The organism is Bacteroides sp. An19 (assembly GCF_002160215.1).
Taxonomy (GTDB): domain Bacteria; phylum Bacteroidota; class Bacteroidia; order Bacteroidales; family Bacteroidaceae; genus Phocaeicola; species Phocaeicola intestinalis.
The window spans coordinates 1-22,471 of the sequence record NZ_NFKD01000007.1; the positions used below are offsets into that span (position 1 = coordinate 1).

20 protein-coding genes are annotated in these 22,471 nt (G+C 48.1%); 10 read left to right on the top strand and 10 right to left on the bottom strand.

The features are described 5' to 3' along the window. Positions 1-242: 242 nt before the first annotated feature. From rpsF to rplI, 3 genes are read left to right on the top strand one after another with little or no spacing between them, the layout of a single operon-like run. On the top strand, positions 243-590 hold the full coding sequence (rpsF, locus tag B5F25_RS04525; protein WP_022040809.1) for a 30S ribosomal protein S6: 348 nt from the start codon (positions 243-245) through the stop codon (positions 588-590). A 2-nt stretch (positions 591-592) separates the two neighbouring features. Beyond that, a complete protein-coding gene (gene rpsR / locus B5F25_RS04530) occupies positions 593-862 on the top strand; it encodes a 30S ribosomal protein S18 (RefSeq protein ID WP_022040810.1) in 270 nt (89 codons plus the stop codon). Between the two features lie 17 nt (positions 863-879). Continuing rightward, on the top strand, positions 880-1,329 hold the full coding sequence (rplI, locus tag B5F25_RS04535) for a 50S ribosomal protein L9 (protein WP_022040811.1): 450 nt from the start codon (positions 880-882) through the stop codon (positions 1,327-1,329). 516 nt (positions 1,330-1,845) lie between these two features. Here rplI and B5F25_RS04540 read toward each other — a convergent pair. Continuing rightward, positions 1,846-2,238 (bottom strand): DUF1573 domain-containing protein, encoded by a 393-nt coding sequence (locus B5F25_RS04540; RefSeq protein WP_022038991.1) that lies wholly within the window; start codon positions 2,236-2,238, stop codon positions 1,846-1,848. A gap of 183 nt (positions 2,239-2,421) precedes the next feature. Further along, positions 2,422-4,638, bottom strand: coding sequence for a RelA/SpoT family protein (locus B5F25_RS04545; RefSeq protein ID WP_087213018.1), 2,217 nt, complete (start codon positions 4,636-4,638; stop codon positions 2,422-2,424). A 204-nt stretch (positions 4,639-4,842) separates the two neighbouring features. Here B5F25_RS04545 and B5F25_RS04550 point away from each other — a divergent pair, with 204 nt between their 5' ends. Then, a complete protein-coding gene (locus B5F25_RS04550; protein WP_087247907.1) occupies positions 4,843-6,366 on the top strand; it encodes a DUF4301 family protein in 1,524 nt (507 codons plus the stop codon). A 208-nt stretch (positions 6,367-6,574) separates the two neighbouring features. Here B5F25_RS04550 and B5F25_RS04555 read toward each other — a convergent pair whose 3' ends face one another. The 6 genes from B5F25_RS04555 to B5F25_RS04580 all read right to left on the bottom strand — a co-directional run bounded on the left by B5F25_RS04555 (position 6,575) and on the right by B5F25_RS04580 (position 17,047). Further along, positions 6,575-7,063, bottom strand: a complete 489-nt coding sequence (locus B5F25_RS04555) for a hypothetical protein (protein ID WP_087247909.1) — start codon at positions 7,061-7,063, stop codon at positions 6,575-6,577. Between the two features lie 165 nt (positions 7,064-7,228). After that, positions 7,229-8,860 (bottom strand): pseudouridine synthase, encoded by a 1,632-nt coding sequence (locus B5F25_RS04560; protein ID WP_087247911.1) that lies wholly within the window; start codon positions 8,858-8,860, stop codon positions 7,229-7,231. A 51-nt stretch (positions 8,861-8,911) separates the two neighbouring features. Continuing rightward, the gene (ispE, locus tag B5F25_RS04565) at positions 8,912-9,736 is read right to left on the bottom strand and encodes a 4-(cytidine 5'-diphospho)-2-C-methyl-D-erythritol kinase (protein ID WP_087248045.1); all 825 of its coding nucleotides are present in this window, start codon (positions 9,734-9,736) and stop codon (positions 8,912-8,914) included. Positions 9,737-9,852: 116 nt separating this feature from the next. Then, positions 9,853-12,201: a glycoside hydrolase family 3 N-terminal domain-containing protein gene (locus B5F25_RS04570; RefSeq protein ID WP_087247913.1), complete on the bottom strand. Its 2,349-nt coding sequence runs from the start codon at positions 12,199-12,201 to the stop codon at positions 9,853-9,855. 272 nt (positions 12,202-12,473) lie between these two features. Next, a complete protein-coding gene (locus B5F25_RS04575) occupies positions 12,474-15,488 on the bottom strand; it encodes a glycoside hydrolase N-terminal domain-containing protein (protein WP_087247915.1) in 3,015 nt (1,004 codons plus the stop codon). Further along, the gene (locus tag B5F25_RS04580; protein WP_087247916.1) at positions 15,485-17,047 is read right to left on the bottom strand and encodes a glycoside hydrolase family 43 protein; all 1,563 of its coding nucleotides are present in this window, start codon (positions 17,045-17,047) and stop codon (positions 15,485-15,487) included. The genes B5F25_RS04575 and B5F25_RS04580 overlap by 4 nt, the downstream gene beginning before the upstream one ends. A gap of 233 nt (positions 17,048-17,280) precedes the next feature. On the opposite strand from B5F25_RS04580, the gene B5F25_RS22200 reads away from it, so the two are divergent. Genes B5F25_RS22200 through B5F25_RS04590 form a run of 3 tightly spaced genes read left to right on the top strand, consistent with a single transcriptional unit; the run spans position 17,281 to position 19,055 of the window. Further along, the gene (locus B5F25_RS22200) at positions 17,281-17,433 is read left to right on the top strand and encodes a hypothetical protein (RefSeq protein WP_158099873.1); all 153 of its coding nucleotides are present in this window, start codon (positions 17,281-17,283) and stop codon (positions 17,431-17,433) included. Further along, a complete protein-coding gene (locus tag B5F25_RS04585) occupies positions 17,430-18,665 on the top strand; it encodes a site-specific integrase (protein WP_087247918.1) in 1,236 nt (411 codons plus the stop codon). Before B5F25_RS22200 ends, B5F25_RS04585 begins: the two co-directional genes overlap by 4 nt. A gap of 27 nt (positions 18,666-18,692) precedes the next feature. After that, on the top strand, positions 18,693-19,055 hold the full coding sequence (locus B5F25_RS04590) for a hypothetical protein (RefSeq protein ID WP_087247920.1): 363 nt from the start codon (positions 18,693-18,695) through the stop codon (positions 19,053-19,055). Between the two features lie 89 nt (positions 19,056-19,144). On the opposite strand, the gene B5F25_RS04595 is transcribed toward B5F25_RS04590, so the two are convergent. Then, complete coding sequence (locus B5F25_RS04595; protein WP_087247922.1) at positions 19,145-19,438, bottom strand: helix-turn-helix domain-containing protein; 294 nt, start codon at positions 19,436-19,438, stop codon at positions 19,145-19,147. Positions 19,439-19,470: 32 nt separating this feature from the next. After that, positions 19,471-19,761 (bottom strand): helix-turn-helix domain-containing protein, encoded by a 291-nt coding sequence (locus tag B5F25_RS04600; protein ID WP_087247925.1) that lies wholly within the window; start codon positions 19,759-19,761, stop codon positions 19,471-19,473. A 304-nt stretch (positions 19,762-20,065) separates the two neighbouring features. Here B5F25_RS04600 and B5F25_RS04605 point away from each other — a divergent pair, with 304 nt between their 5' ends. The 3 genes from B5F25_RS04605 to B5F25_RS04615 are packed head-to-tail and all read left to right on the top strand — an operon-like array spanning position 20,066 to position 22,398. After that, on the top strand, positions 20,066-20,416 hold the full coding sequence (locus B5F25_RS04605) for a helix-turn-helix domain-containing protein (protein WP_087247927.1): 351 nt from the start codon (positions 20,066-20,068) through the stop codon (positions 20,414-20,416). Between the two features lie 14 nt (positions 20,417-20,430). Beyond that, positions 20,431-20,811, top strand: a complete 381-nt coding sequence (locus B5F25_RS04610; RefSeq protein WP_087248047.1) for a helix-turn-helix domain-containing protein — start codon at positions 20,431-20,433, stop codon at positions 20,809-20,811. A 6-nt stretch (positions 20,812-20,817) separates the two neighbouring features. Further along, a complete protein-coding gene (locus tag B5F25_RS04615) occupies positions 20,818-22,398 on the top strand; it encodes a DUF4099 domain-containing protein (RefSeq protein ID WP_087247929.1) in 1,581 nt (526 codons plus the stop codon). Positions 22,399-22,471: the final 73 nt, after the last annotated feature.

Sequence of the window (22,471 nt, forward strand, 5' to 3'; positions counted from 1 at the left end):
TAACCAAGATCAGGAAGAAAATTAATGCCAGACCGAGAGAAAAACTCAATTTCTCGACTCCGGCTGAGGTCTTTTTCAAAAATATTTCGTAATGTTGCACTCGCTGGTTGACTCTGCCAATTCTATGTCAATCCGTATTTTATACATAAAAAAGTGTACAAATGTTTGTGAATTAGAGAAAAAGTCGTAACTTTGCGCCGCAAATAAAAAAATAGTATTAATTAATTTAATTAACGAATAGTATGAATCAATACGAAACCGTTTTCATTTTGACTCCCGTTTTGTCTGATGCACAGATGAAGGAAGCGGTAGACAAGTTCAAGGCTATCCTGACTCAGGAAGGTGCTGAGATTATCAATGAGGAAAACTGGGGATTGAAGAAACTGGCTTATCCCATTCAGAAGAAATCTACGGGCTTTTACCAGCTTATCGAGTTTAAGGCTGATCCTTCAGTCATTGCGAAATTGGAAGTTAATTATCGCCGTGATGAGCGAGTAATCCGTTTCTTGACTTTCAGAATGGATAAGTATGCTGCAGAATATGCTGCAAAAAGAAGAAGTTTAAAATCAACTAAAAAGGAGGAAAATTAATTATGGCACAGCAACAATCAGAAATCAGATATTTAACTCCGCCCTCAGTAGATGTAAAGAAAAAGAAATATTGTCGTTTCAAAAAGAGTGGCATTAAGTATATTGACTATAAAGATCCTGAATTCTTGAAGAAATTCTTGAACGAACAGGGTAAAATTCTTCCGCGTCGTATTACCGGAACTTCTTTGAAATATCAGCGCCGTATCGCACAGGCTGTAAAGAGAGCCCGTCATTTGGCATTGCTGCCTTTTGTAACTGACTTGATGAAATAATATAAGGAGGAATAAGTATGGAAATAATTTTGAAAGAAGACGTAGCTAACTTGGGCTACAAGAATGATATTGTAACCGTGAAGTCTGGTTATGGCCGTAACTATCTTATTCCGACCGGCAAAGCTGTTATCGCTTCACCGTCTGCAAAGAAAATGTTGGCTGAAGAGTTGAAACAGCGTGCTCATAAATTGGAAAAGATCAAGAAAGATGCGGAAGCTGTTGCTGAATCATTGAAAGGTGTTTCATTGACAATCCCGACTAAGGTAAGTGCAACAGGTGTTATTTACGGTTCTGTTGGTAACATTCAGATTGCTGATGAACTGGCCAAGTTAGGACATAATATTGATCGTAAGATTATTGTAGTAAAAGACCAGGTTAAAGAGGTCGGTCATTACGTAGCTATAGTGAAACTGCATAAGGAAGTTTCTGTGGAAATTCCTTTTGAGGTAGTAGCAGAAGAGGCTTAATTGTTATATCTGTAATTACTTGATAAAGAGGCTGTCTTAAATAAATTTAGGACAGCCTCTTCTTGCTTATTTGGTTAACAGAATAGGATAGTTGTCTTGAGTCTGGTAGAGTTTGAATTTACCAAAAATGCTAGTAGATAAAAGAAGTTAGAAGGAGGCCAAAAGCCTTTTCAAGTGAACATAAGTGATAGGACTGACTTACTTATGTGAAACGGTCGAGTTACTTATATTAAACGGTCAACTCACTTATGTTCTTCAGAATACATGCTTTGTTTTTTTCTTTGACACATTTCGCACCGTTTCTGTAGAGACGATGTGTGCATCGTCTCTACTACGTGGCATATACAAAATGCACAAAGTAATACTGTGGGAAGTATAAATTATACAGATTGTTTTCTACAAGTACTACTACTTTGTGTTTTCCTCCAAAGGCTGCTTGGGGGTATTCCAAAAACGTATGTTCCGAGAACGGTGTTTTGCAGAAATCAGATACGTCTGCAAATGCATTTGTAATATTTATTCGTTGTTGGAAGGAGTCATTTCGCCTTCTACGTAAAGGCGTACTACTTCTTGTTTAGCATTGGTTCGCAGGGTGATTGATTTGCGGAAGTGTCCGGGGAATTTGCCTGCTCCGTTATAAGTAATGATGATTTCTCCACTTTCACCAGGTTTGATGGGTTCTTTAGGATATTGTGGGACGGTGCATCCACACGATGCGATGGCTTGATGGATGACTAACGGACCGTTGCCTGTATTGGTGAATTTGAATTTACAGGTTACCTTCGGGCTATTTTCAGGAAAAGAACCGAAATTGTGTGTCGTTTCATCGAATTTAATATCGGCAGTACCTGCTGCAATGGCAACTATTACCATCGCTACAAAACATAAGGTGGTAAGAATCTTTTTCATGGAATTTGCTTTATTTAAAAACGTTACAAAGTTAGGTTTTTTTCTGTTATCTGGATGTGTGTTAAGCGTTATAAAAATGAAAAATGCATATCTCACTAAATTTGTGGGATTGGCAATTGAAAATGAATGCGGGACGGGAAACACAGAACCTGTTTAATGTCCTGTGTTTCCCGTTCCATGATGTTATCCGCGGCTGATTTGTTTTACCCCTTTTACCGTTTTTATTTTCTTGATGAGTGCCTCCAGTTTATTGGTGTCGTCTACCATTATTGTAAGCATTCCTGAGAACAATCCATCGTTCGAATCGATGCTGATGGAACGCAGCAGGATATTGTCTTCTTTGTTAATGATAGAAGTGATGTTGGTCACGATACCTATGTCGTCGTGCCCTACGATGCGCAGTGTGATAGGGTATTGTTTCCCTTGACTTTTTCCTGCCCATCGTGCACGTACGATGCGGTAAGGGAACCGTGCTTTCAGTTCAGGAGCGTTCGGGCAGTCGCACCGGTGTATTTTGATACCTCCCGAGATGGTAACGAAACCGAATACCTCATCACCGTAGATTGGGTTGCAGCAGCGTGCCAGCTTGAAATCGATGCCTTTCAAGTGCTGGTCGATGACCAGAACATCATCTTTGTACACGTTCTTTTCGTCTGTAGCTTGCTGTATGTTGAAATTTTCGGCACTTCGGTAAATCACTTCTTCGCGTTGATCGGTTTCTTTCCGTTGCATTTCCAGATAGTGATCTATCAATGTGTTGATATCTGTCGTTTCGTTGGCTATGCTTTGATAGAAATCGGTCACGGTTTTGAACCCAGATTTCTTGATGAGGCGCATCAGGATGGCTTCATCGTATTCTATTTTCCGGTTTTTGAATTTACGCTCCAAGGTTTCTCGTGCAAATTCGGTTTGTCGTGCCACCAGTTCCTTCAAGGCTTGGCGTATTTTGTTTCGGGCTTTCGAAGTTGTGACAAAATTCAGCCAGTCGCGTTTGGGTGTCTGTGTGGTAGAAGTCATGATTTCTACTTGGTCACCGCTGTTCAGGCTTTGTTTCAGTTGTACATTCCTGCCGTTTACTTTTGCTCCTACACAATGGCATCCCAAGTTAGAGTGAATGGCAAAAGCAAAATCCAGCACAGTGGCTCCTTGCGGGAGTTTGTACAAATCTCCTTTAGGACTAAACACGAATACTTCATCCTTGTACAGGTCCAGTTTGAACTGGTCGATGGTTTCGGCATCGTTGTCAGCATTTTCCAGTGTTTCCCGGATGGAGTTCAACCATTCGTCCAGTCCGCTTTCACCTTTGATACCTTTATATCGCCAATGGGCAGCAAGTCCTTTTTCGGCTATTTCATCCATACGTTCGGTGCGTATCTGTACTTCCACCCATTTGCCTTCGGGTCCCATTACTGTAATGTGGAGTGACTCATATCCATTGCTTTTGGGCACGGAAAGCCAGTCGCGCAGACGTTTGGGGTTGGGAAGGTACATATCAGTTACGATTGAGTATACCTGCCAGCACTCTTGTTTTTCTTTATCCAAAGGTGAGTCGAGGATAATCCGGATGGCAAACAGGTCGTACACACCTTCGAATGGACAGCCTTGTTTCTTCATCTTCTGATAGATGGAGTGAATGGTTTTTGTACGTCCTTTGATGTGGAATTTCAGCCCGCTCTCTTCCAGTTTTTTACGTACCGGTTCGATAAATTGCTGAATATAACGATCGCGTGCAGCCTTGGTTGCATTTAACTTTTCCTTGATATGATAATATATGTCGTGCTGCGTGTACTTTAATGAGAGGTCTTCCAATTCTGATTTCAGTTTGTACAAGCCAAGCTTATGTGCCAATGGTGCATACAGATGGGCAGCTTCGTTGGACACGGCAAGCCGTGCCTCTTCGTTGGGACTTTCTTTGATTTGTCGCATTAAGTTTACACGGTCGGCGATCATGATGAGAATGACGCGCATGTCTTCGGCAAACGAAAGCAACAGATTCCGGAAGTTTTCCGATTCGATAGTTGGACTTTTTTCGTAAAGTTCATTTATTTTTACCAGACCGCGTATGATTCCTGCTACGTCTTCTCCGTAATTCTTTTGTACGGATTCAAGTGTGCATAAGTGGTATTTTACAGATTCATGCAGCATGATGCCTAGAATGGAGGCACGCCGCATACCGATTTCTTCTGCAACAATGATGGCTGTCTGCATATCTTTGATAATCGGGTTCATATTGAATGCGTTGCGGGGAATGCTTCCTGCCGACATGCTTTGGATCAGTTGCTTTTTCACGTTGCGGCAGTCATCTTTCTGTAAAGTGTCGCCAGACAATCGTAAAAGTCGTCTGTAAAGTGGCACAAGTTGTTTGTGCTCTTGTGGGGTAAAAAATGCTTGCTCTTCCATAATTTTATTAACATTAAGGAGGGAGAATGAAAGATGAAGTGTGTCATTGCGTAACAGTTTCTTCATTCTTTATTCTTAAATCTTCATTATTTCTTCGTAAAGTTACTTTTTTTCTTTATTATCTGTGCATAGTTGATGGTTTTTTTATATTTTTGGGGTGTGAATGCTTTATGGCAACTTATTCATTACTTAAATTTATCATATATGTTAACACACGAAGACAAAGAATTGTTGGCGAAGAAAGGCATTTCTGAGCAACAGATTGAAGAGCAGTTGGCTTGTTTCGAACATGGGTTTCCTTTTTTGCGTCTTGCAGCCGCTGCTTCAGTAGAAAATAATGGTATCATGGTAGCCGATGAGGCCATGCAGAAAAAATATCTGGCTGCATGGGATGCTTATAAGGATGGTGACCGCAAAATTGTGAAATTTGTTCCTGCATCGGGTGCGGCAAGCCGGATGTTCAAGAATATGTTTGAGTTTTTAGGAGCCGATTATGATGTGCCTACTACTGACTTCGAAAAGAAGTTTTTCGATCATATCCATAATTTTGCTTTCTACAATGATTTGAATGCAGCGTGTCTGGATAACACGGGAAAAGATATCAACGCATTGCTGGAAGAAAAAAATTACAAGGTTATTGTTTCGAATTTGCTTGAAGCTGCCGGACTGAATTATGGTTCACTTCCAAAGGGCTTGTTGAAGTTCCATCGATATGCTGACGGGGTACGTACGCCATTGGAAGAACATCTGGTAGAAGGTGCTTTGTATGCTGCCGGAAAAACCGGTAAGGTAAATGTACACTTCACTGTTTCTACCGAACATCGTGCATTGTTTGCCAAACTGGTGGATGCCAAAATCGGTGAATATGCGAAAAAGTATGAAGTGGAATATAATATTTCGTTCTCCGAACAGAAACCCAGTACAGATACTATCGCAGCAGACATGGACAACAAACCGTTCCGCGATGATAAAGGGAAGTTGGTATTCCGTCCGGGTGGTCATGGAGCATTGATTGAAAACCTGAATGATTTGGATGCCGATATTGTGTTTATCAAGAACATTGATAACGTGGTTCCGGACCGGTTGAAAGAAGATACTGTGACCTACAAAAAATTGTTGGCAGGTGTGCTGGTGACGCTTCAAAAACAAGCATTCGATTATTTGGAATTGCTGGATAGTGGTCATTATAGCCATGAACAACTTGAAAGTATTATTCGTTTCGTCCAGCAGCAGTTGCGTTGTCGCAAGGAAGACATCAAGGATATGGAAGATGCCGACCTGGTAATTTATCTGCGTAAGAAGCTTAATCGTCCGATGCGCGTGTGCGGTATGGTAAAGAATGTAGGTGAACCGGGTGGAGGACCGTTCCTGGCTTATAATCCGGATGGTACTGTTTCGTTGCAGATTCTGGAAAGTTCGCAGATTGATATGAAAGATCCGGAAAAGAAGGCGATGTTCGAAAAGGGCACACATTTCAATCCGGTGGATTTGGTATGTGCTGTGCGTGATTACAAAGGCAATAAGTTCAATTTGTTGGAACACGTCGATAAGGCTACTGGTTTTATCTCATACAAGTCGAAGAACGGTAAAGACTTGAAAGCGCTGGAGCTTCCGGGACTTTGGAACGGTTCAATGAGTGACTGGAGTACGGTATTTGTAGAAGTTCCGCTCAGTACCTTCAATCCGGTAAAGACTGTGAACGACCTGTTGCGTGAACAGCATCAGTGAAATCCTGCAGTTAGGGTTTACAGGCAAGACGAAAGCGATGTTGTTGCGTGGATCTTTTCGTAATTTGTAAGAAATAAGAGGCATCAGGACACGTATGTATCTTGATGCCTCTTTGACTGTTTATGGAAACTTTGTATGGGAAATGACGTCCATATCATGTCATGTGGCTTGTTTGCAGGAGTGTCTGTCATTTCCCTTGATTTTGCTGTTAACGGATGAGCTTTTCGGCAGGTAATGGGGCTTTTATTGGAAATTTTTCCGGACTAATCCGATGATGAGGTTTCGGATTTGGGCGAAAACAGAAGACTTTCTCTACCTGACGCATTGTCAAGATTTCTTTGAATTTCTTGTAATAAGTCTCTTGAATCTCAAGACATTTCTTTCTGCATTCAAAACGTGATAACATAAATTTGTCCAGTTCATCATCGTTCAATTCTTTTTCACGAGCTCCTTTGGGGGCAGGCATGTCTTGTCGGCATTCTGCCAAGGCTGTAAGGTATTCTTTGTATAAGGGAAGGAATTTGGCTGAAGTCTTATCGTCCAGTAGCAGTTGCTTATCCATTTTTTCCACCTGACGCTCAATGCGTTGTTCGGGAGTCAGTCGTTTCCCGCGTTGGGGCTTTTCCTGAGCAAATAGAGAAGAACTGAAAAGTAGGGCACTTGTCAAAAGAATGTAGCAAAAATTAGTTGTTTTCATCTTGTCTGGGTTTTAAGTTATACATAACAACACGTATCAAGCATGAAGCCTCCCGGTACCGATTGAAAGCCGTACGCTTTTCGTGTCTTTATTTATCAGACAAGCTGTACAGGCAAAAGTTTACTGTCTGTTCAGTCATTTAAGCTTAAATTGTGTCATCGAGCTTTAAAATTCAGCTTCCTTGCAGAAGGTTATCAGTTGACCGGTTGCCGGATGCTCGAATGACAGTTCACTGGCATGCAGGTATAGGCGGTCGGCTTTTTTCCCATATAGCTCATCGCCTATGATGGGGCAATTCAGTCCGTCCGGATGAGCCGCATGGACGCGCAGTTGGTGAGTGCGTCCGGTGAGGGGATAGAATGCAATGCGGGTTTTTCCGTCTTTCCGTCCGAGCACTTTATAACGGGTAACGGCTGGTTTCCCGTATTCGGAATGCACCATTTGATAAGGACGATTGTCATAGTCGGGGCAAATAGGAAGGTTGATGATACCTTCATCTGTGGTTACGATGCCGTTCAGCCATGCTGTGTATCGTTTTTGTATCCGTCGGGAAGCGAACATTTTTTGTAGTGCATAATGGATTTCTTTGGTTTTGGCAACCAGCAACAATCCGGATGTAGCCATATCAAGGCGATGGACAATAAGTGGGCCTGTTGCGGTAGGATAAAGTGTATGCAGGCGGGTATAGACCGAATCTGTGGTCAGTTTGCCAGGTGTGGAAAGCATGCCTTCAGGCTTATTTACTACGATTAGCCATTCGTCTTCGTATACAATTTCCAGTTCTTTTTTCTTTGTCTCTCTTCCTGCCAAGGGATTGGGTTCTACCTGTAATCCGATAAGCATGTGTTTCAGTATGGGTTCACATTTATTCTTGCACGAGGGATAGAAATGTCCTTCGTGTCGGATTTCTTCTTTGGGAGATTCGCCGATCCAAAATTCTCCCATGGCTAAAGGGTGAAAGTTATGTTGGTAGGCGTATTGCAAAAGTTTAGGCAGAGCGCATTCGCCCGCTCCGGCAGGGGGAGTGCCTTGCGGGGTATTGAGGAAGATTTGGCAAAGGTCTTTTATCTCATTTCGTGCGTTCAGCATTTGGAATTTCTCGAATAAGCGGTGCTGGAGTGCCGCCGAGCGGATTTTCCGTTCGTGTTTTAAGATTTGTATTTGATTCTCGAAAACCGAGAGAGAGGCTTTTAGTTCTTCTCCTTGTAGTTTTAGCCTTTTCTCCAGACGTTTGTATTCGGCTTTTTGGAACTGGCTTTCTTTGATAAGTTGGGCTTCCTCTTCGGGTGAGATTCCTTTTCTCCGCTTTTCTTCGCGCAAAAGCTTAGCTCGTTTCATTTCATCCTTGGCTTTCGCCAATGCCTCTTGGCTGGTCTGCATGTTGATTTGACAGGCATGTTGCAGATGCAGGTAGGCTTCCTCTTTTTCCAATGCTTCGATGCGCCGGTTGATGTCAGATATTTCACTTTCTTCTAATTTGAAGAATCCATCGGGGCGCAAGAGGTCGTATACCGGAGGCACAAATCCATTCTGCCGATTATTTTGGGCAAGGTTTCCCGAGAAGGCCGTCAGGTAGCCCACATTCCCTTCTTTGTCTTGTATCAGAAGCACGCCGAACATCTTTCCTTTACTCAATTCCTCTTCCCAATCGGAACGGGTACGAAGATATACTTGTACTTCGTGTGCTGCCATTTGCACCAAGGGGTGAGGGGTGTAATGGAAGGGATATGTGAATGCCGAAGGCAAAGGAATGCCTTCGATGGGCGATGTAAAACGATGGATGTTTGGGTCGCTCATAGGTGGCGGATTTTTATGTGAACTCCGCGTCTCTGCGTTCTCATCATATTGTTAAATCATTTCTCGTTGGCGGCAAAAGTATCCGCTGAAAATGGCGTCTATGTTCTCAATCCGTTCGCGGAAGATGCCGTAAACGGCTGACCCGGAACCGGTCATCGAGGCATATACGGCTCCCAAGTCGTACATTTTGTCTTTGATGGCGGCTATTTCGGGATAGAGGGCGAACACCGATTCTTCGAAATCATTTTTTAATTCGTCTTTCCAAGTCTCTACGGGCTGACGGATGATTTCTTTCACCGATTTCTCCGGATAATGTGGCTTGATGCGACTATAGGCTTCGCTTGTTGAAATTGCGTTTTCCGGCTTGACCAATACCAGCCGGTAATCGGCAAGTGAGCAACTGACAGGTTCGAAGATATTTCCGATGCCGGTGGCAAATACGGGTTGGTTGCGCACAAAAAAAGCGCAATCGGCTCCGATGCGTGCGGCATATTCTTCCATTTCCTGCACGGTCAGTCCGATTTGGAATTTTTCGTTCAATAGTTTAATCATGAAAGCTCCGTCGGCTGAACCTCCTCCCAATCCGGCTCCGGTAGGGATATGTTTATATAAATGAATGTCGACAGGAGGCAACTGGTATTTTTCGCGAAGCAAAAGGTAGGCTTTTACTACAAGGTTATCTTCGGGGGCACCATCGAGCAGAGTGCCTTTGACACAGAGGCGGAAAGGCTCGCTTCCGTTCTCCAGCCGGTTCACTTCGAGCGCATCTTGCAGGTTAATCGGATAAAAGACGGTTTCAATGTTATGGTATCCGTCGGCACGTTTTTCTACAACGTTGAGGCCTAAGTTTATTTTAGCGTTAGGGAATGTTATCATGGCATAATGCATTTAATGTTTTGCCAAAGATACGATTTATTTAAACACAAAGAAACGGAGACGCAGAGTTTTTTATTTTTTCTCCGTGTCTCCGTGTTTCTGTGTTCGATTATAATTTATCGGTTAGGCGTATCCCACACCTTGGTTTGTGTACATTGCAGGTCTATCCATTGGTCGCCGCACTTCACTTTGAAGTCACCTTTCTCCAGCGTCCATTTTCCGTAATAGTTGACGAAAGCCAGGTCGCTTCCTTTCAGCTTCATGGTTACGGTCTTGGTTTCACCCGGATTCAGGGAAACCTTCTCGAAGTTGCGCAGGCGGATGTTGTCGGGGGTGCTGCTTGCCACCAAGTCCTTCGAGTAAAGCAATACGCTTTCCTTGCCTGCCACGCTTCCCGTGTTGGTCACATCTACGGTGAAGGTCAGTTCATCATCGGCGGTGAATTGGGCTTTGTCTACCTTCAGGTTGCTGTATTTATAGGTAGTATAGCTCAGGCCGAATCCGAAAGACCATTGGATATCCATAACCGAGTCATAATTGTAGTTCCCGCTCATTTGGCCGATGTTTTCGCACGGCTTGTAGTCGTAGGTAGCAAGGGCATTGATGTGTCTCGGATAGGTATAGGGCATTTTCGCACTGAAATTGGCATCTCCGGCAAGCAGGTTTGCCAAGGCATCTCCCCCGTAATTGCCCGGAAGCATTACGTTTACTACGGCTTTGGCGAGCGGTTCGATATCCTTTATCAGGCGCGGGCGTCCTTCGTTCAGAATCAGAATGACGGGCTTTCCGGTTGCAGCTAATGCTTTCACCAGGTTTTGCTGGTTCATCGAAAGGTTCAGGTCGGTCAGGTTGCCCGGAGTCTCGCAATAGGAATTCTCGCCGATGCAAGCGATGATGACATCGGCATTTTGAGCGGCGGCTACTGACTTGTCAATTTCCGGCGTGTTCTCTTCCCACCAGTTATCGTTCTTGTAGGGAGCGTAAGTTACGCCCGGTTCGTAGATGATGTTCTCTTTACCGAACTTGTTGCAAAGGGCTTCGTAGATGGTGTTGTATGCCTGGGCGCATTCGTCGGCACGGTGTCCCTGCCAGCTGTATGACCAGCCTCCGTTCAGGCACCGCATGGAGTTGGCGTTCGGGCCAGCCAGAAGAATCTTCTTGCCTTTGGCGAGCGGCAGGATGCCCCCTTCGTTCTTAAGCAGCACTTCCGACTCTTCGGCTGCCTGGAGGGCTACATCGGCAAATGCTTTTGAACCGAATTCCGGATAGTCTTCGGTGCTCCAGTAAGGCTTGTCGAAGAGTCCGAGGCGGTATTTCAGGCGCAAGACGCGTGCTACGGCATCATCGATGCGGCTCATGGGCACTTCGCCTTCTTCTACCAGTTCTTTCAGGTAATCGCAGAAGCTCACTTCGTAAGGCACCATCGACATGTCAATGCCGGCGTTGATGGCTATCTTGATGGCTTCCTTCTTGGTCGCGGCAATGTGGTCGCGGGTACACAGGTTGTTGATGTCCGCCCAGTCTGTAACCACCAGCCCGTCCCAGTTCAAGTCTTCTTTCAGCCATTGGGTCAGGTATTCCCTGTTGGCATGGAAGGGCATGCCGTTGTCCACGCCCGAGTTGACCATCACGCTCAACGCCCCCTGGCGGACAGCTGCCAGATAAGGCGCGAAGTGCTTTTCGCGCATGTCGCTCCGCGAGATGGAAGAGGGCGTACGGTCCTTGCCCGAAACCGGAACGCCATAACCCATATAGTGTTTCATACAGGCGGCTACGTTATATTTGCCGATGTGGTTCGGGTCTTCGCCTTGGAAGCCGATGACCGACGCTTTGCCCATTTCCGCATTCACGTAGCAGTCCTCTCCATAGTTCTCCCACATGCGCGACCAGCGCGGGTCTCTTCCCAAATCTACTACGGGAGCATACGTCCAGGGGATGCATCCCGCTTTGGTTTCGTATGCCGAGATTTCGGCTTCACGCTTTACCAAGTCCCGGTTGAATGTGGCTCCCATGTTGACACCTTGCGGGAACAGGGTTCCATCAAGCGTATAAGTGGTTCCGTGTATCTGGTCTACGCCATAGATGCAGGGGATTCCGATTTCCTTCATCGAAAGTTCCTGAATCTGCCTGATGGCTTCCGCCCATTTCTCTTTCGGCTGGGCAATGCTCAGGGGAACGTTCAGGAGCGAACCGACCTTGTATTTCCCGATAACGGTATCCAGCTTGGCTTTGTCCAGGGTGAACCCGTCCTTTTGGCTTGCTTCGAAGTCGGTCACTACATCGATGGTGATTTCACACATCTGACCTATCTTTTCCTCGATGGTCATTTTCTTGAGCCAATTTTGGATGTTGGCTTCGATTTCGGGGTCAGAAGGGATGGCAGGCGGGACGGTTTGTCCTTCTGCACTTAAACAGGTTCCTGCACACAAAACAGAAGCCAGTGCAATGTTTTTTAGATGTTTCATGATATATTTGTTTATTGGTGTTGTTCAAAGATAAATCGTTCTTTTGTTTTTTCCAAGTAATGTCATTAGGGGTATTATCTTTTGATAAGATAGTATTATTGTATATGAATGTCCGCATTTAGTCAATCTCTCTGAGTTGCAAACGCAGTAGTACTGCATCTGCCGATGAAGTATATATCCGTAAGCGAATGCAGTATATATTCAACCGCGTATGCAGTATATATTCATTTTTCAGGGGTATGCATTGGCTGTTTGCAGACATTCATTTGGTTTTAAAAGCGCAGTCTTGCTATTTCCCCTTCCGGCACCGTAAGTTCCACAAACTTTTCCGCTTTGCGTTTCTCTCCGTTCACCGAAACTTCGGTTATGCCTTCCGGCATCTTAATCTTGACATTCGGATTCCAGCCTCCGGTAAGAATAACTTCTACCGGCTTTCCTTCTTTCCATTTCATGCTTACCGTAGCGCCTCCACGTACTTTGAATCCGTATAGATTTCCTTCTTTCCACGAGTCGGGCAGGGCAGGGAGCAGGTTGATGAATCCATCCTGGCTTTGTATCAGCATTTCACTGATACCCGAAGTGCCTCCCCAGTTCCCGTCTATTTGGAAAGGCGGGTGCGAACAGAACAGGTTGGGAAAAGTTCCGCTTCCGTGTTCATTGGGGTTTTCTTGGGTATAGGCAGGATAAAGCAGGTTACGGAATAAGGTGTATGCCCGGTTTCCGTCACCCAGTCGTGCCCAGAAGTTTATTTTCCATGCGCGGCTCCATCCTGTTCCTCCGTCTCCTCTTCGTTCTAACGTAACTTTACATGCTTCTGCCAATTCGGATGTATAATAAAGCGAGATTTGGTTTCCCGGATGCAAACCATACAGATGCGACACGTGCCGGTGATGTACATCCGTTTCTTCATAGTCTTTGAGCCATTCCATCAGATATCCCTTCTTGCTGATCTGGTGTGGAGGAAGTTGGGCGCTTGCTTCTTTCAATTGATTGGCATAAAGAGAGTCTGTATGCAGGATGGATGCGGCTTCAATCACATGGGTGTAAAGTTCCCTTACCAATTGGATGTCCATCGTGGGTCCCATGCATACGCTGATAGGGGTCCGGTCTTTCTTTGATACATAAAACTCGTTTTCGGGAGAGGAAGTGGGAGCCGTCACCAGCCATCCGTGTTCCGGTTCACGTACCATGGTAGAGTAGAAGAACTCCGAAGCTCCTTTTAATAAGGGATAAATATCGGCAAGGTATTGTTTGTTGCCCGTATACAGATAGTGCTCCCACAGATGTGCGCAAAGCCATGCGCCTCCTGTATTGGTCGCTCCCCATGAAGGATGTTCGCCCGGTGCGGTATAGTTCCATACGTTGGTCATCATGTGGAGCACCCAGCCTTTTGCTTCGGGACCATAGAAAGCCTTTGCGGTTTCTTCTCCACTGGGAACCAGTCTTTTTATTAGGTCGACGAGCGGTTGGTACAATTCCGACAAATTGCAAGGTTCTACCGGCCAGTGGTTCATCTGGACATTGATGTTAGTATGATAGTCTCCATTCCACGGAGTCATTACTCCGTTCGCCCAAAGCCCTTGCAGGTTGGGAGGCAAGCTTCCGGGGCGGGTACTGCTAATCAGCAGATAGCGTCCGTAATTGTAATAAAGGGCAGCCAGAGAAGGGTCATCCTGCGTTTGGAAAGCCTCCAGCCGCTTGTCGGTGCTTAATTGGGACACGGTTTTATTTTCGGGTAATTCGATGCCGGCACGGTGGAAGAACTGTTGGTATTCACCGGTTGCCTCTTGTTTGGCTTGTGTCAGGTCGGAAGCCAGGGCTTGGTCGAGCAGGCGTTGGGTCTCGGTCTGATAGATTTCGCCTTTCATATACGAAGTGTTCGCCGATACGATAATCCATGCCTCGTCAGCATCCGAAACTTCAATGCCATCTGCATGAGTATGCATCCGGCTTTTCTTGCCCGATAGTTTTACACCGGCTATGGCAGCATAGCGTATGCCTTCTTGCCGTTCATTTCCGCTGTCCAGTGTTCCCGTTATTCCCAGTTTCCCTTCGCTCAGTTTCCGCACATGTCCCCGTTCGGGACGGCTCAAAGTTAAATGGAATCCAAGTGCGTCCGGACGGTCTGCCTGCAGGTGAATCAGCATTACATCTTTGTTTCTTGACACGAAATATTCGCGGATATAGCGCGTAGCGTTTTTCGTGAAGGTGGTATATGCCACACCTTCATCCAGATTGAGCCAGCGCAGGTAATCTTTCGCTTGGCTTATCGTATCAGGGAAGGTATAGTTGATGTACATATCGGCAAGCATTTGGAAACATCCGAATGTGCCTCCTTTTTCAGGCTTTTTGGGTACGAAGCTTGTGTACATCAATTCTTGTGCTTCTTTGTTTTTGCCTTCAAACAGGAGTTGGCGGATGCGGGGAAGGCTTTCGGCGGCTTCCGGGTTGCGGTAGTCTGCTTCCGAACCGCTCCACATGCTGATTTCATTCAGTACGATGTGCTCTTTCGTGATGCCTCCGTCGGGCATCATGCCCAGACGTCCGTTGCCCAGCGGAAGGGTTTCTTCCCATTGTTTTGCCGGTTTGTCATACCATAGGGTCTGGTCGGCTCTGCCTGGTGCTGGCACGGGTTCTTTGCCGGTCAGTGCCTTGTAGATATTTTCGGCTATTACGATGGCGCCGTATTTGTTCGGGTGCACTCCGTCGGTATATTCTTTCGGATAATAAGGAAGCATCGGCGTGTGCAGGTCGATGACGGGCAGGTTACGTTCGTGTGCCACTTCGCGGATGCGTGGGATGATGCCGTTCACGATGGTACTGTCGTTGATGCCCCAGTCTTTCCGGTCGGATGGAATGGGCAGGCACAGGTAGATGCGCGGATGCGAGGGGAGTGCTTCGAAGGCATCTATCATCGTGTTCAAGTCTTTCTTGAAGTCTTCCTTGTGTATCCAGTTTATTGGTTTTGAATCGTTTGTTCCCAGCTTGATGGTCACGATGTCGGGCAAGAAGGCTTGTGCGTCCTTGAAGGGTTGTTTGCTCATGTAGGGCAGGTTGCCTTTCATCATCAGGGTATGGGCGGTAAGCCCGAAGTTGCCTACTTGATACCCGTCTCCCAGCAGGCGTTGGAGTACGGCGGGATAGCTTTCTGTTTCCGGATGTGCCAGGGCAAATCCTTCGGTGATGCTGTTCCCTACGCAAGCCACCTTGATGGGCTTCGCCTCTTTTTGCGCAAGGAGCATCAGAGGGAAGAGCAGAAGTAAGAGAATGAATAGGTTTCTTTTCATGGTCGTTGGTATTTGAAGTAATCAAAATCGGCAAATGCTTTCGATTCGGGAGATGCTGATACGGCGTACAGTCCCAACATCACTCCCGTAAATCCTCCTGCGGTTTCCGAACTCAGGTAGCGTGTGTTCATTTTACCTAATTCGTGGTATTTACCGTCGACGGTATATCCGAAGCGGTAGACGTTTATGTCCGCTTTCAGGTTCAGTATCACAGGGCTTGTATCGGGAAGTGCCGCCTCTTTTTCGATGTGCTTTAATTCACCCAATTGGTAGCGGAGCACGACGGATTGCTTTCCGTTTGCTTCCTGGCGCACGAACAGGTCATAATGGGATGTAAAATCCATGAACGCCGTGATGCCGGCTTCATCTCCTGTCTGAGCCTGCCGGAGTGCTACTTTTGTGGAGGCATCCATATCAAACTGGTCTTGCCGGAGCGCGACGAATGTAGGGCTTTTCCCGTCGCTCAGGGTCGTGTTTGTTGCGCTCAGGCGTAGCTTTCCGTTTTCGAAGGCATAGTTTTCCGGTATCGGGTTTTGCAGGTATACCCATTCGGGCGATAGCTTTTCTTCTTCGAACTCGAAGGTATCGGGTTGTGGTTTGGAAGGAGTGAGAGGAAGTGTGGGCACGTCCATGTTTATCGCTATGGTGCCGTTTCCGTTTACTACCGGCCATGCGTCTTTGTCCCAGCGCACGGGTGCCAGATAGGTTTCACGCCCTAACGTATGGTGTGTGCCCGGCATGATGCGGTAAGCGAGACAGACCATCCACCACGAGCCGTCGGTTCCCTCTACCAGGTCGGCATGTCCCGTTCCTTGTATCGGGCTGGCTTGTCCTGCCACGCAGGCATGTGTCAGGATGGGGTTGGCAGGATTCGGTGTGTAGGGACCTTCAATGAAAGCGCTGCGTGCGATGGTGACGCTATGTCCCGTTTCGGTTCCGCCTTCCGAGATAAGCAGGTAGTACCATCCGTCTTTCTTATAAATATGAGGACCTTCGGGATATCTGCCTCCTGTGCCGCCCCATATCTTGCGCGAGGGAGAGAGTTGTTCTCCGCTCATCGGGTCTATTTCGCACAGGGTGATGTAATTGTCGGGGTTGCTCACCATGTAGCATTTCCCGTTCTCGAAGTAGAGCGAAGGGTCGATGCCTCCTTGCTTCAGCCATACGGGGTCCGACCATCCGCCGCGCGGGTCGGTGGTATGCACCAGAAAGTTTCCTTTTCCTGAAACGTTGGTGGTTATCATGTAAAATGTTCCTTCATGATAACGGATGGTAGGGGCATAGATGCCTCCCCAGGCATTGGCTCCTGTCAGGTCGACTTGTGAGGGCCTGTCCAGGCAATTGCCTATCTGTTCCCAATGGACAAGGTCCTTGCTATGGAACAGGGGGACACCGGGAAAGTATTGGAACGAACTGTTCACCAGATAATAGTCATCTCCAGCCTTGCAGACACTGGGGTCGGGATGAAAACCCGGGATGACCGGATTCTTGTATCCCTGTCCGAATGCCTGGGAAAATAAGGCAAGCAAAGCAAAGGTCAGTATGTTCTTGTTTCGCATGGTATGTGTGTTTAGATTTGAAGTTGGATTTTCTTTTTTGCAAAGATAATACAAAAAAGTGAGATACTGAGCAAATCACGGAAATATGATTGAAAGTTAATGATTTATGGGGTTTTGGCGATTTGGACGGGTGCCAACTGAAACCGTGAAAATGCCAACTTGAACCGAAATTACGTTACCATCTCGTTACTTAAAATCGGAACGGGTAACAGGATGGAAAAGCCCGGCAAAACATGGCAAGAACTGCAATTATACAGGCAGTTGGCAAGGTTCGGGATGAAAAAGTCTTGCGGCAGATTCGATTGCGTTGGTCTGCTGCGGTTTACATACAGGCAAACAGCTCTACACAAGGTAATTTTGCAACCATAAAAAAGTATGAACTATGAGTAGAGCGACATTCAAGATTTTATTTTACCTCAAGCGCAACGCGCCGAAGAAGAACGGGCTGATACCGGTCATGTGCCGTATCACGGTGAACGGGAAAATCGCACAGTTCAGTTGCAAGCTGGACGTGGAGGAAAAGATGTGGAGCGTGGAAACCGGACGGCTGACCGGAAGGAGCAACGTGGCTCTGGAAGGCAACCGTATGCTGGACAAAATCCGCGTGGGTGTGAACAAGGCCTATCAGGACGTGTTCGACCGTGACACTTATGTCACGGCGGAGAAGGTACGCAACGAATACCTCGGCATGGGCATGAACCACAAGACGCTGCTTGCCGTGTTCCAGCAGCACAACGAGGACTATGCCAAATTAGTGGGCAAGATGAAGAGCCAACGCAGCTATTGGAAATACTGCGTGGTTTACAAGCACCTGTCGGAGTTCATCAAAACCCGGTACAAGGTGGAGGACATCGCCCTGAAAGAGCTTGCGCCCGCCTTCATCACGGACTTCGAGCTGTTCCTGCGCGTGGAGAAAGGGCATTGCACCAACACCGTGTGGTCGTACATGATGCCTTTCCGGAGCATCATCTTCACCGCCATCAACAACGGCTGGTTGCAGCGCGACCCGTTCTATGCCTACCACATCACGAAGGAGGAAACGAAACGCGGCTACCTGACGAAAGAGGAAATCACGCAGATGATAAACTGCACGTTCAAGAGGAAGAACTATGAACTGATACGCGACCTCTTCATCTTCTGCTGCTTCACCGGTTTGAGCTGGCGTGACATGGCGAACCTCACGGAAGAGAACCTGCAAATTTCCTTCGACGGGCATCTGTGGATAAAGACGAGCCGCCAGAAAACGGGAGTGGAAACGAACATCCGCCTGCTGGACGTGGCGAAGCACATCATCGACAAATACAAAGGCGTTTCCAAAGACGGCAAGCTGCTGCCTGTCCCATGCTATAACATCTGTAAATACGGCATCAAACAGGTAGCCAGACAATGCGGGATAAACAAAAACGTGACCTGGCACCAAAGTAGGCATTCGTATGCCACGACGATATGTCTTTCCAACGGCGTACCCATTGAAACGCTGTCGAAACTGATGGGGCATACAAGCATCCGTTCGACCCAGATATACGCGAAAATCACGGCTGAGAAGATGAGCCGGGACATGGAACTGCTCTCCCAAAAACTCGCCCCGATGGAACAGTTCATCTGCCAAGCCATTTAGAAGTTGAACCCGAAAACGAAAAGAAGCATGGAAACGAGAGGCATCATAACAATAGAAGAAAAGACGGTAGTCCTGCCCGATGCCGAAGTGTGGATGACGACCGGAGAAATCGCAGGCCTGTTCTATGTGCGCGGCGTGTCGGTGGAAGCCGCCATAAGGAAACTGAAAAAGGACGGCATCGCGGACGGCGGTTCATGCCGGCGCATACGGCTACAGGAAGCAAAAGGTTATACGGAGATTTACGGCATGGAAACGGTCATAGCCCTGTCGTTCCGGTTCGACACGGGGCAGGCGGCACTGTTCCGCAAATGGCTCGCCCGGACGGTGGCGTGTTCCAAGAAAGAGCCTACGGTCTTGTTCCTGCATCATCCGCATGGGGCATACTGCTGAACGGCACAGGCACGGTCTGAAATGAACATCGGGAGCGGCAACCCGCATGAGGGTATCCGTCTCCCGATGTTTTTTACTTGCCGCAAGCGTCAGTATGCCTTGCGGTAGTTACGTTCCAGTACCTTCTGGATGTCGCTCTCGCGGTAGAGCGTCTTGCCGCCGAACAGGAAATAGGGCAATATCCCCTCGTGGCGGTACTGCTGCAAGGTGCGCCGGCTCACGTGCAGCCTTTGCGCCAAGTCCCTGTCGGTGAGGTAACGCTCGCCGTCCATCGGTGGGATGTATCCGTCGGCGAGCCTGTCCGCCATTTTCAGGCTTCTCCGGACGGACTGCATGGCGTCGGCAAGTACGCCGCAGTCCTTTGTCAATACATTGTCATTCATCTTACATAGGATTTAGTGGCACACTTCAAGTGTCAGACGGACGGTTGTCCCGTTTCGGGAACGGGCAACAGCCGTTCCACATCCTCCGGCCTGTAATAGAACTTGCGTCCGATTTGGGAATATGCAATGCCGTGCCTGTCGCGCATGGCCTGCAAGGTCTTCGGGGTTATGCTCAGCATACGGCACACGTCCTCCGTGTCCATCCATTCGGCAAGGCGGCGGTCGCCGCCCTTTTCGGCAAGCGTCCTCACCCTGTCCTCCAATGCCTTCACTCCGGCAAGGAGCATATCGAAGGCGGTCTTCTCAATGATTACTATTTCCATTCTTTCAAAATTTTATCGGTTTGCCGCAAAGTTACACAGCCGTGGGCCGGAACCGACCGGGCAAGGAAACAGTGGCAGCTTGTGGCTCTTTTTATTGTGCCACATCAGGACATGAGGGAAACAGACGGCTTGGAATGTCCGTTTGGCGGTTTTCCATGATAAAAATGCCCGTTGAAGCCCCTGCAAGGTGGAAAATCCATAAAAATCTCACGTAAGTTACGGGTAAGTACCGTGCCCGCCCCTTTGGAATAGCCGAATTTTGCTCCCGACAAATTGATTCATTAACGATTAAAGCGATTGAGAAATGGAAATCATCACGATGGAAAGCGCCGCCTACAAGGACATCGTAGGGCGCATCGAGGAAATCGCCTCCCATGTGAGGAGGCAAGGCATGGAGGGACAGCGGAACGATACCGCCTGCCTTCTGGACAGCCGCGAAGTGATGCGCCTGCTCTGTGTCAGCCGCCGCACGCTGCAACGGCTGCGCGACGAGAAGCGCATCGGGTATGTCATCATCCGGGGCGACTGCCGTTACCCTCCGGAAGAAGTGGAACGCATCATCCGGGAGAATGCGGTCAAGACTTCACCGGAGAAACCGGAGGAACTGAAACACAACTACCGGCTCCGCACGGGCGGAAAGGCGGGCTGGAAATGAAAGGAGGAACGGCTATGGAGTTTTTAGACAGACGCACTTTCGAGGACTGCATGAGGCAGGTGTTCAGCCGCCTCGACCGTCAGGAGGAGATGCTCTCCGCCATGCGCGGTGACGTGAATGAAAAGCCGCAGGGCACCGCCTTGTTGGAAGAGGACACGATGGACAACCAAGACGTGTGCATGCTGCTCCACGTGAGCAAACGTACCCTGCAACGCTACCGCAGCGACGGGCTGCTGCCCTACCGGATGCACCGCCACAAGACCTATTACCGCAGGGCGGACGTGGAACTGTTCATCAGCACCCACATGCGGGAAATACTCCGTGACAGGGCTCAGGATAAGGCGGACAATACCAAAAGAAAATCAAACGACAAAAAAACGAACCGTAAAAATTAAACTGAAATGGAACAGAAAAAGAAAAACGAGAAAGACGTGCTGGTCGTCCGCGACGAGAAGACGGGCGAAATCAGCGTAGTAGCCGGGCTGGACAGCAAGGGCTATCCGAAGACGGCTCCGGCAAAGGCGGAACACTCGCAGGACTTCCTGCGCTTCGACCGCCACGGTGACATGGTGGACAACTTCTTCAGGAACTTCTACCGCCAGTGCAAGGAGCCGACACGCTTCGGCTTCTACCGGGTGGCGGCAGACATGGCGGATGCGGTGCTGCCGGTCATCAAGGATTTGCTGAAAGACCCTGCGGCAAACGCAGAAATGCTCGCGGCGCACAAGGTGGACACTTCGGAATACCGGAAGCAGGCGGAAACGGAGAATGTAAAACAAGAAAGCGACAATGAACCCCTTAAAAAGACAGAAGAAATGGAACAGAAAAAAGAAGAACAGAAACAGGAAGTGCAACAGCCTCAAACGGCTGAAGCGCAAGATGAGCAGCAACCGCAGAAACAGGAGAAGCCGAACCTGATAGCGGATGACCAAGTGGACTGGGCGGAATTGCGCAAGTGCGGCATCGACAGGGAAAGCCTTTCAGAAAAGGATTTGAAAGCCCTGATGAATTACGGCAAGACGGGGCTGGTGACGGTGAAGCCGACCTTCGGCTACGAGAGCTACGAGTTGCAAGCCCGCCTTTCGTTCCAGAAAGCGGAGGACGGCAAACTGAAACTCACTCCCCACTTCGTGCGCCACGAACCGCGTCTTGACATCCCCCACAACGGCTACACCTTTACGGACGAGGACAAGAAGAACCTGAAGCGCACGGGCAATTTAGGCAAGGTGGTGGATGTGGCGGATACGAGAACCGGGGAAATGCGCCAGTCGTATATCAGCATCGACCGCCTGACGAATGAAATCGTGGACGTGCCCGCCGACAAGGTGCGCATCCCCTATCAAATCGGACAGACCGGCTTGACAAAGGAAGAAATGGACATCCTGCGTGCCGGGCTTGCCCTTCCCAAAGAAGTGACATTATCCAACGGGCGCAAATTTCAGGCATTACTTCAGGTAAGCGCCGAAAAACGCGATGTGGAGTTCGTGCCGGGGCAACGACGTCAGCAACAGTCGCAGCGTCAAAGCAAGAAGCAGGACAATCCCGATGCACAGGGGCAGACGCAGGAAAACGGCGAAAGGCAACCCCGCAACCGTTCGTGGACGAACGAGGACGGCAGCATCCGCCCGATAAGCAAATGGAAAGACGACCTGTTCAACGAACAGCAAATCGCCGACTACGTGGCGGGCAGGACGGTGGTACTCGCCAACGCAAAGGACGACCAAGGGCAGCCCTGCACGAAGTACCTGAAGTTCAGCTTCGAGAAAGGCCGTCCGCTGACCTACTCGCAGAACCCCGACCTCGCACAGACCGTCGCCCCGTCGAACGAGAGCAGGACGCAGCTTGCCGTGAACAACGAGGGCAAGACCAACGAGGCGACCAAGCACGTGAAAGAGCCGTTGCAGCAGGGGCAGACCGCACCAAAGGACGAAACCCAGCAGAAACGGCAGACAAGAAAATCCAAAGGTGTGAAGGTGTCCTGATTGCCGCCACTAAATCCATCCGACAATAATCAACGGATTGAAACGGGGAGCATACACCGCCCTGTACCGCATA

What these genes read in the sequence shown, in the direction of transcription:
- rpsF (WP_022040809.1), top strand. Translation starts at nt 243, where the DNA reads ATGAATCAATACGAAACCGTTTTCATTTTGACTCCCGTTTTGTCTGAT.
- rpsR (WP_022040810.1), top strand. Translation starts at nt 593, where the DNA reads ATGGCACAGCAACAATCAGAAATCAGATATTTAACTCCGCCCTCAGTA.
- rplI (WP_022040811.1), top strand. Translation starts at nt 880, where the DNA reads ATGGAAATAATTTTGAAAGAAGACGTAGCTAACTTGGGCTACAAGAAT.
- B5F25_RS04540 (WP_022038991.1), bottom strand. Translation starts at nt 2,238, where the DNA reads ATGAAAAAGATTCTTACCACCTTATGTTTTGTAGCGATGGTAATAGTT.
- B5F25_RS04545 (WP_087213018.1), bottom strand. Translation starts at nt 4,638, where the DNA reads ATGGAAGAGCAAGCATTTTTTACCCCACAAGAGCACAAACAACTTGTG.
- B5F25_RS04550 (WP_087247907.1), top strand. Translation starts at nt 4,843, where the DNA reads ATGTTAACACACGAAGACAAAGAATTGTTGGCGAAGAAAGGCATTTCT.
- B5F25_RS04555 (WP_087247909.1), bottom strand. Translation starts at nt 7,063, where the DNA reads ATGAAAACAACTAATTTTTGCTACATTCTTTTGACAAGTGCCCTACTT.
- B5F25_RS04560 (WP_087247911.1), bottom strand. Translation starts at nt 8,860, where the DNA reads ATGAGCGACCCAAACATCCATCGTTTTACATCGCCCATCGAAGGCATT.
- ispE (WP_087248045.1), bottom strand. Translation starts at nt 9,736, where the DNA reads ATGATAACATTCCCTAACGCTAAAATAAACTTAGGCCTCAACGTTGTA.
- B5F25_RS04570 (WP_087247913.1), bottom strand. Translation starts at nt 12,201, where the DNA reads ATGAAACATCTAAAAAACATTGCACTGGCTTCTGTTTTGTGTGCAGGA.
- B5F25_RS04575 (WP_087247915.1), bottom strand. Translation starts at nt 15,488, where the DNA reads ATGAAAAGAAACCTATTCATTCTCTTACTTCTGCTCTTCCCTCTGATG.
- B5F25_RS04580 (WP_087247916.1), bottom strand. Translation starts at nt 17,047, where the DNA reads ATGCGAAACAAGAACATACTGACCTTTGCTTTGCTTGCCTTATTTTCC.
- B5F25_RS22200 (WP_158099873.1), top strand. Translation starts at nt 17,281, where the DNA reads ATGGCAAGAACTGCAATTATACAGGCAGTTGGCAAGGTTCGGGATGAA.
- B5F25_RS04585 (WP_087247918.1), top strand. Translation starts at nt 17,430, where the DNA reads ATGAGTAGAGCGACATTCAAGATTTTATTTTACCTCAAGCGCAACGCG.
- B5F25_RS04590 (WP_087247920.1), top strand. Translation starts at nt 18,693, where the DNA reads ATGGAAACGAGAGGCATCATAACAATAGAAGAAAAGACGGTAGTCCTG.
- B5F25_RS04595 (WP_087247922.1), bottom strand. Translation starts at nt 19,438, where the DNA reads ATGAATGACAATGTATTGACAAAGGACTGCGGCGTACTTGCCGACGCC.
- B5F25_RS04600 (WP_087247925.1), bottom strand. Translation starts at nt 19,761, where the DNA reads ATGGAAATAGTAATCATTGAGAAGACCGCCTTCGATATGCTCCTTGCC.
- B5F25_RS04605 (WP_087247927.1), top strand. Translation starts at nt 20,066, where the DNA reads ATGGAAATCATCACGATGGAAAGCGCCGCCTACAAGGACATCGTAGGG.
- B5F25_RS04610 (WP_087248047.1), top strand. Translation starts at nt 20,431, where the DNA reads ATGGAGTTTTTAGACAGACGCACTTTCGAGGACTGCATGAGGCAGGTG.
- B5F25_RS04615 (WP_087247929.1), top strand. Translation starts at nt 20,818, where the DNA reads ATGGAACAGAAAAAGAAAAACGAGAAAGACGTGCTGGTCGTCCGCGAC.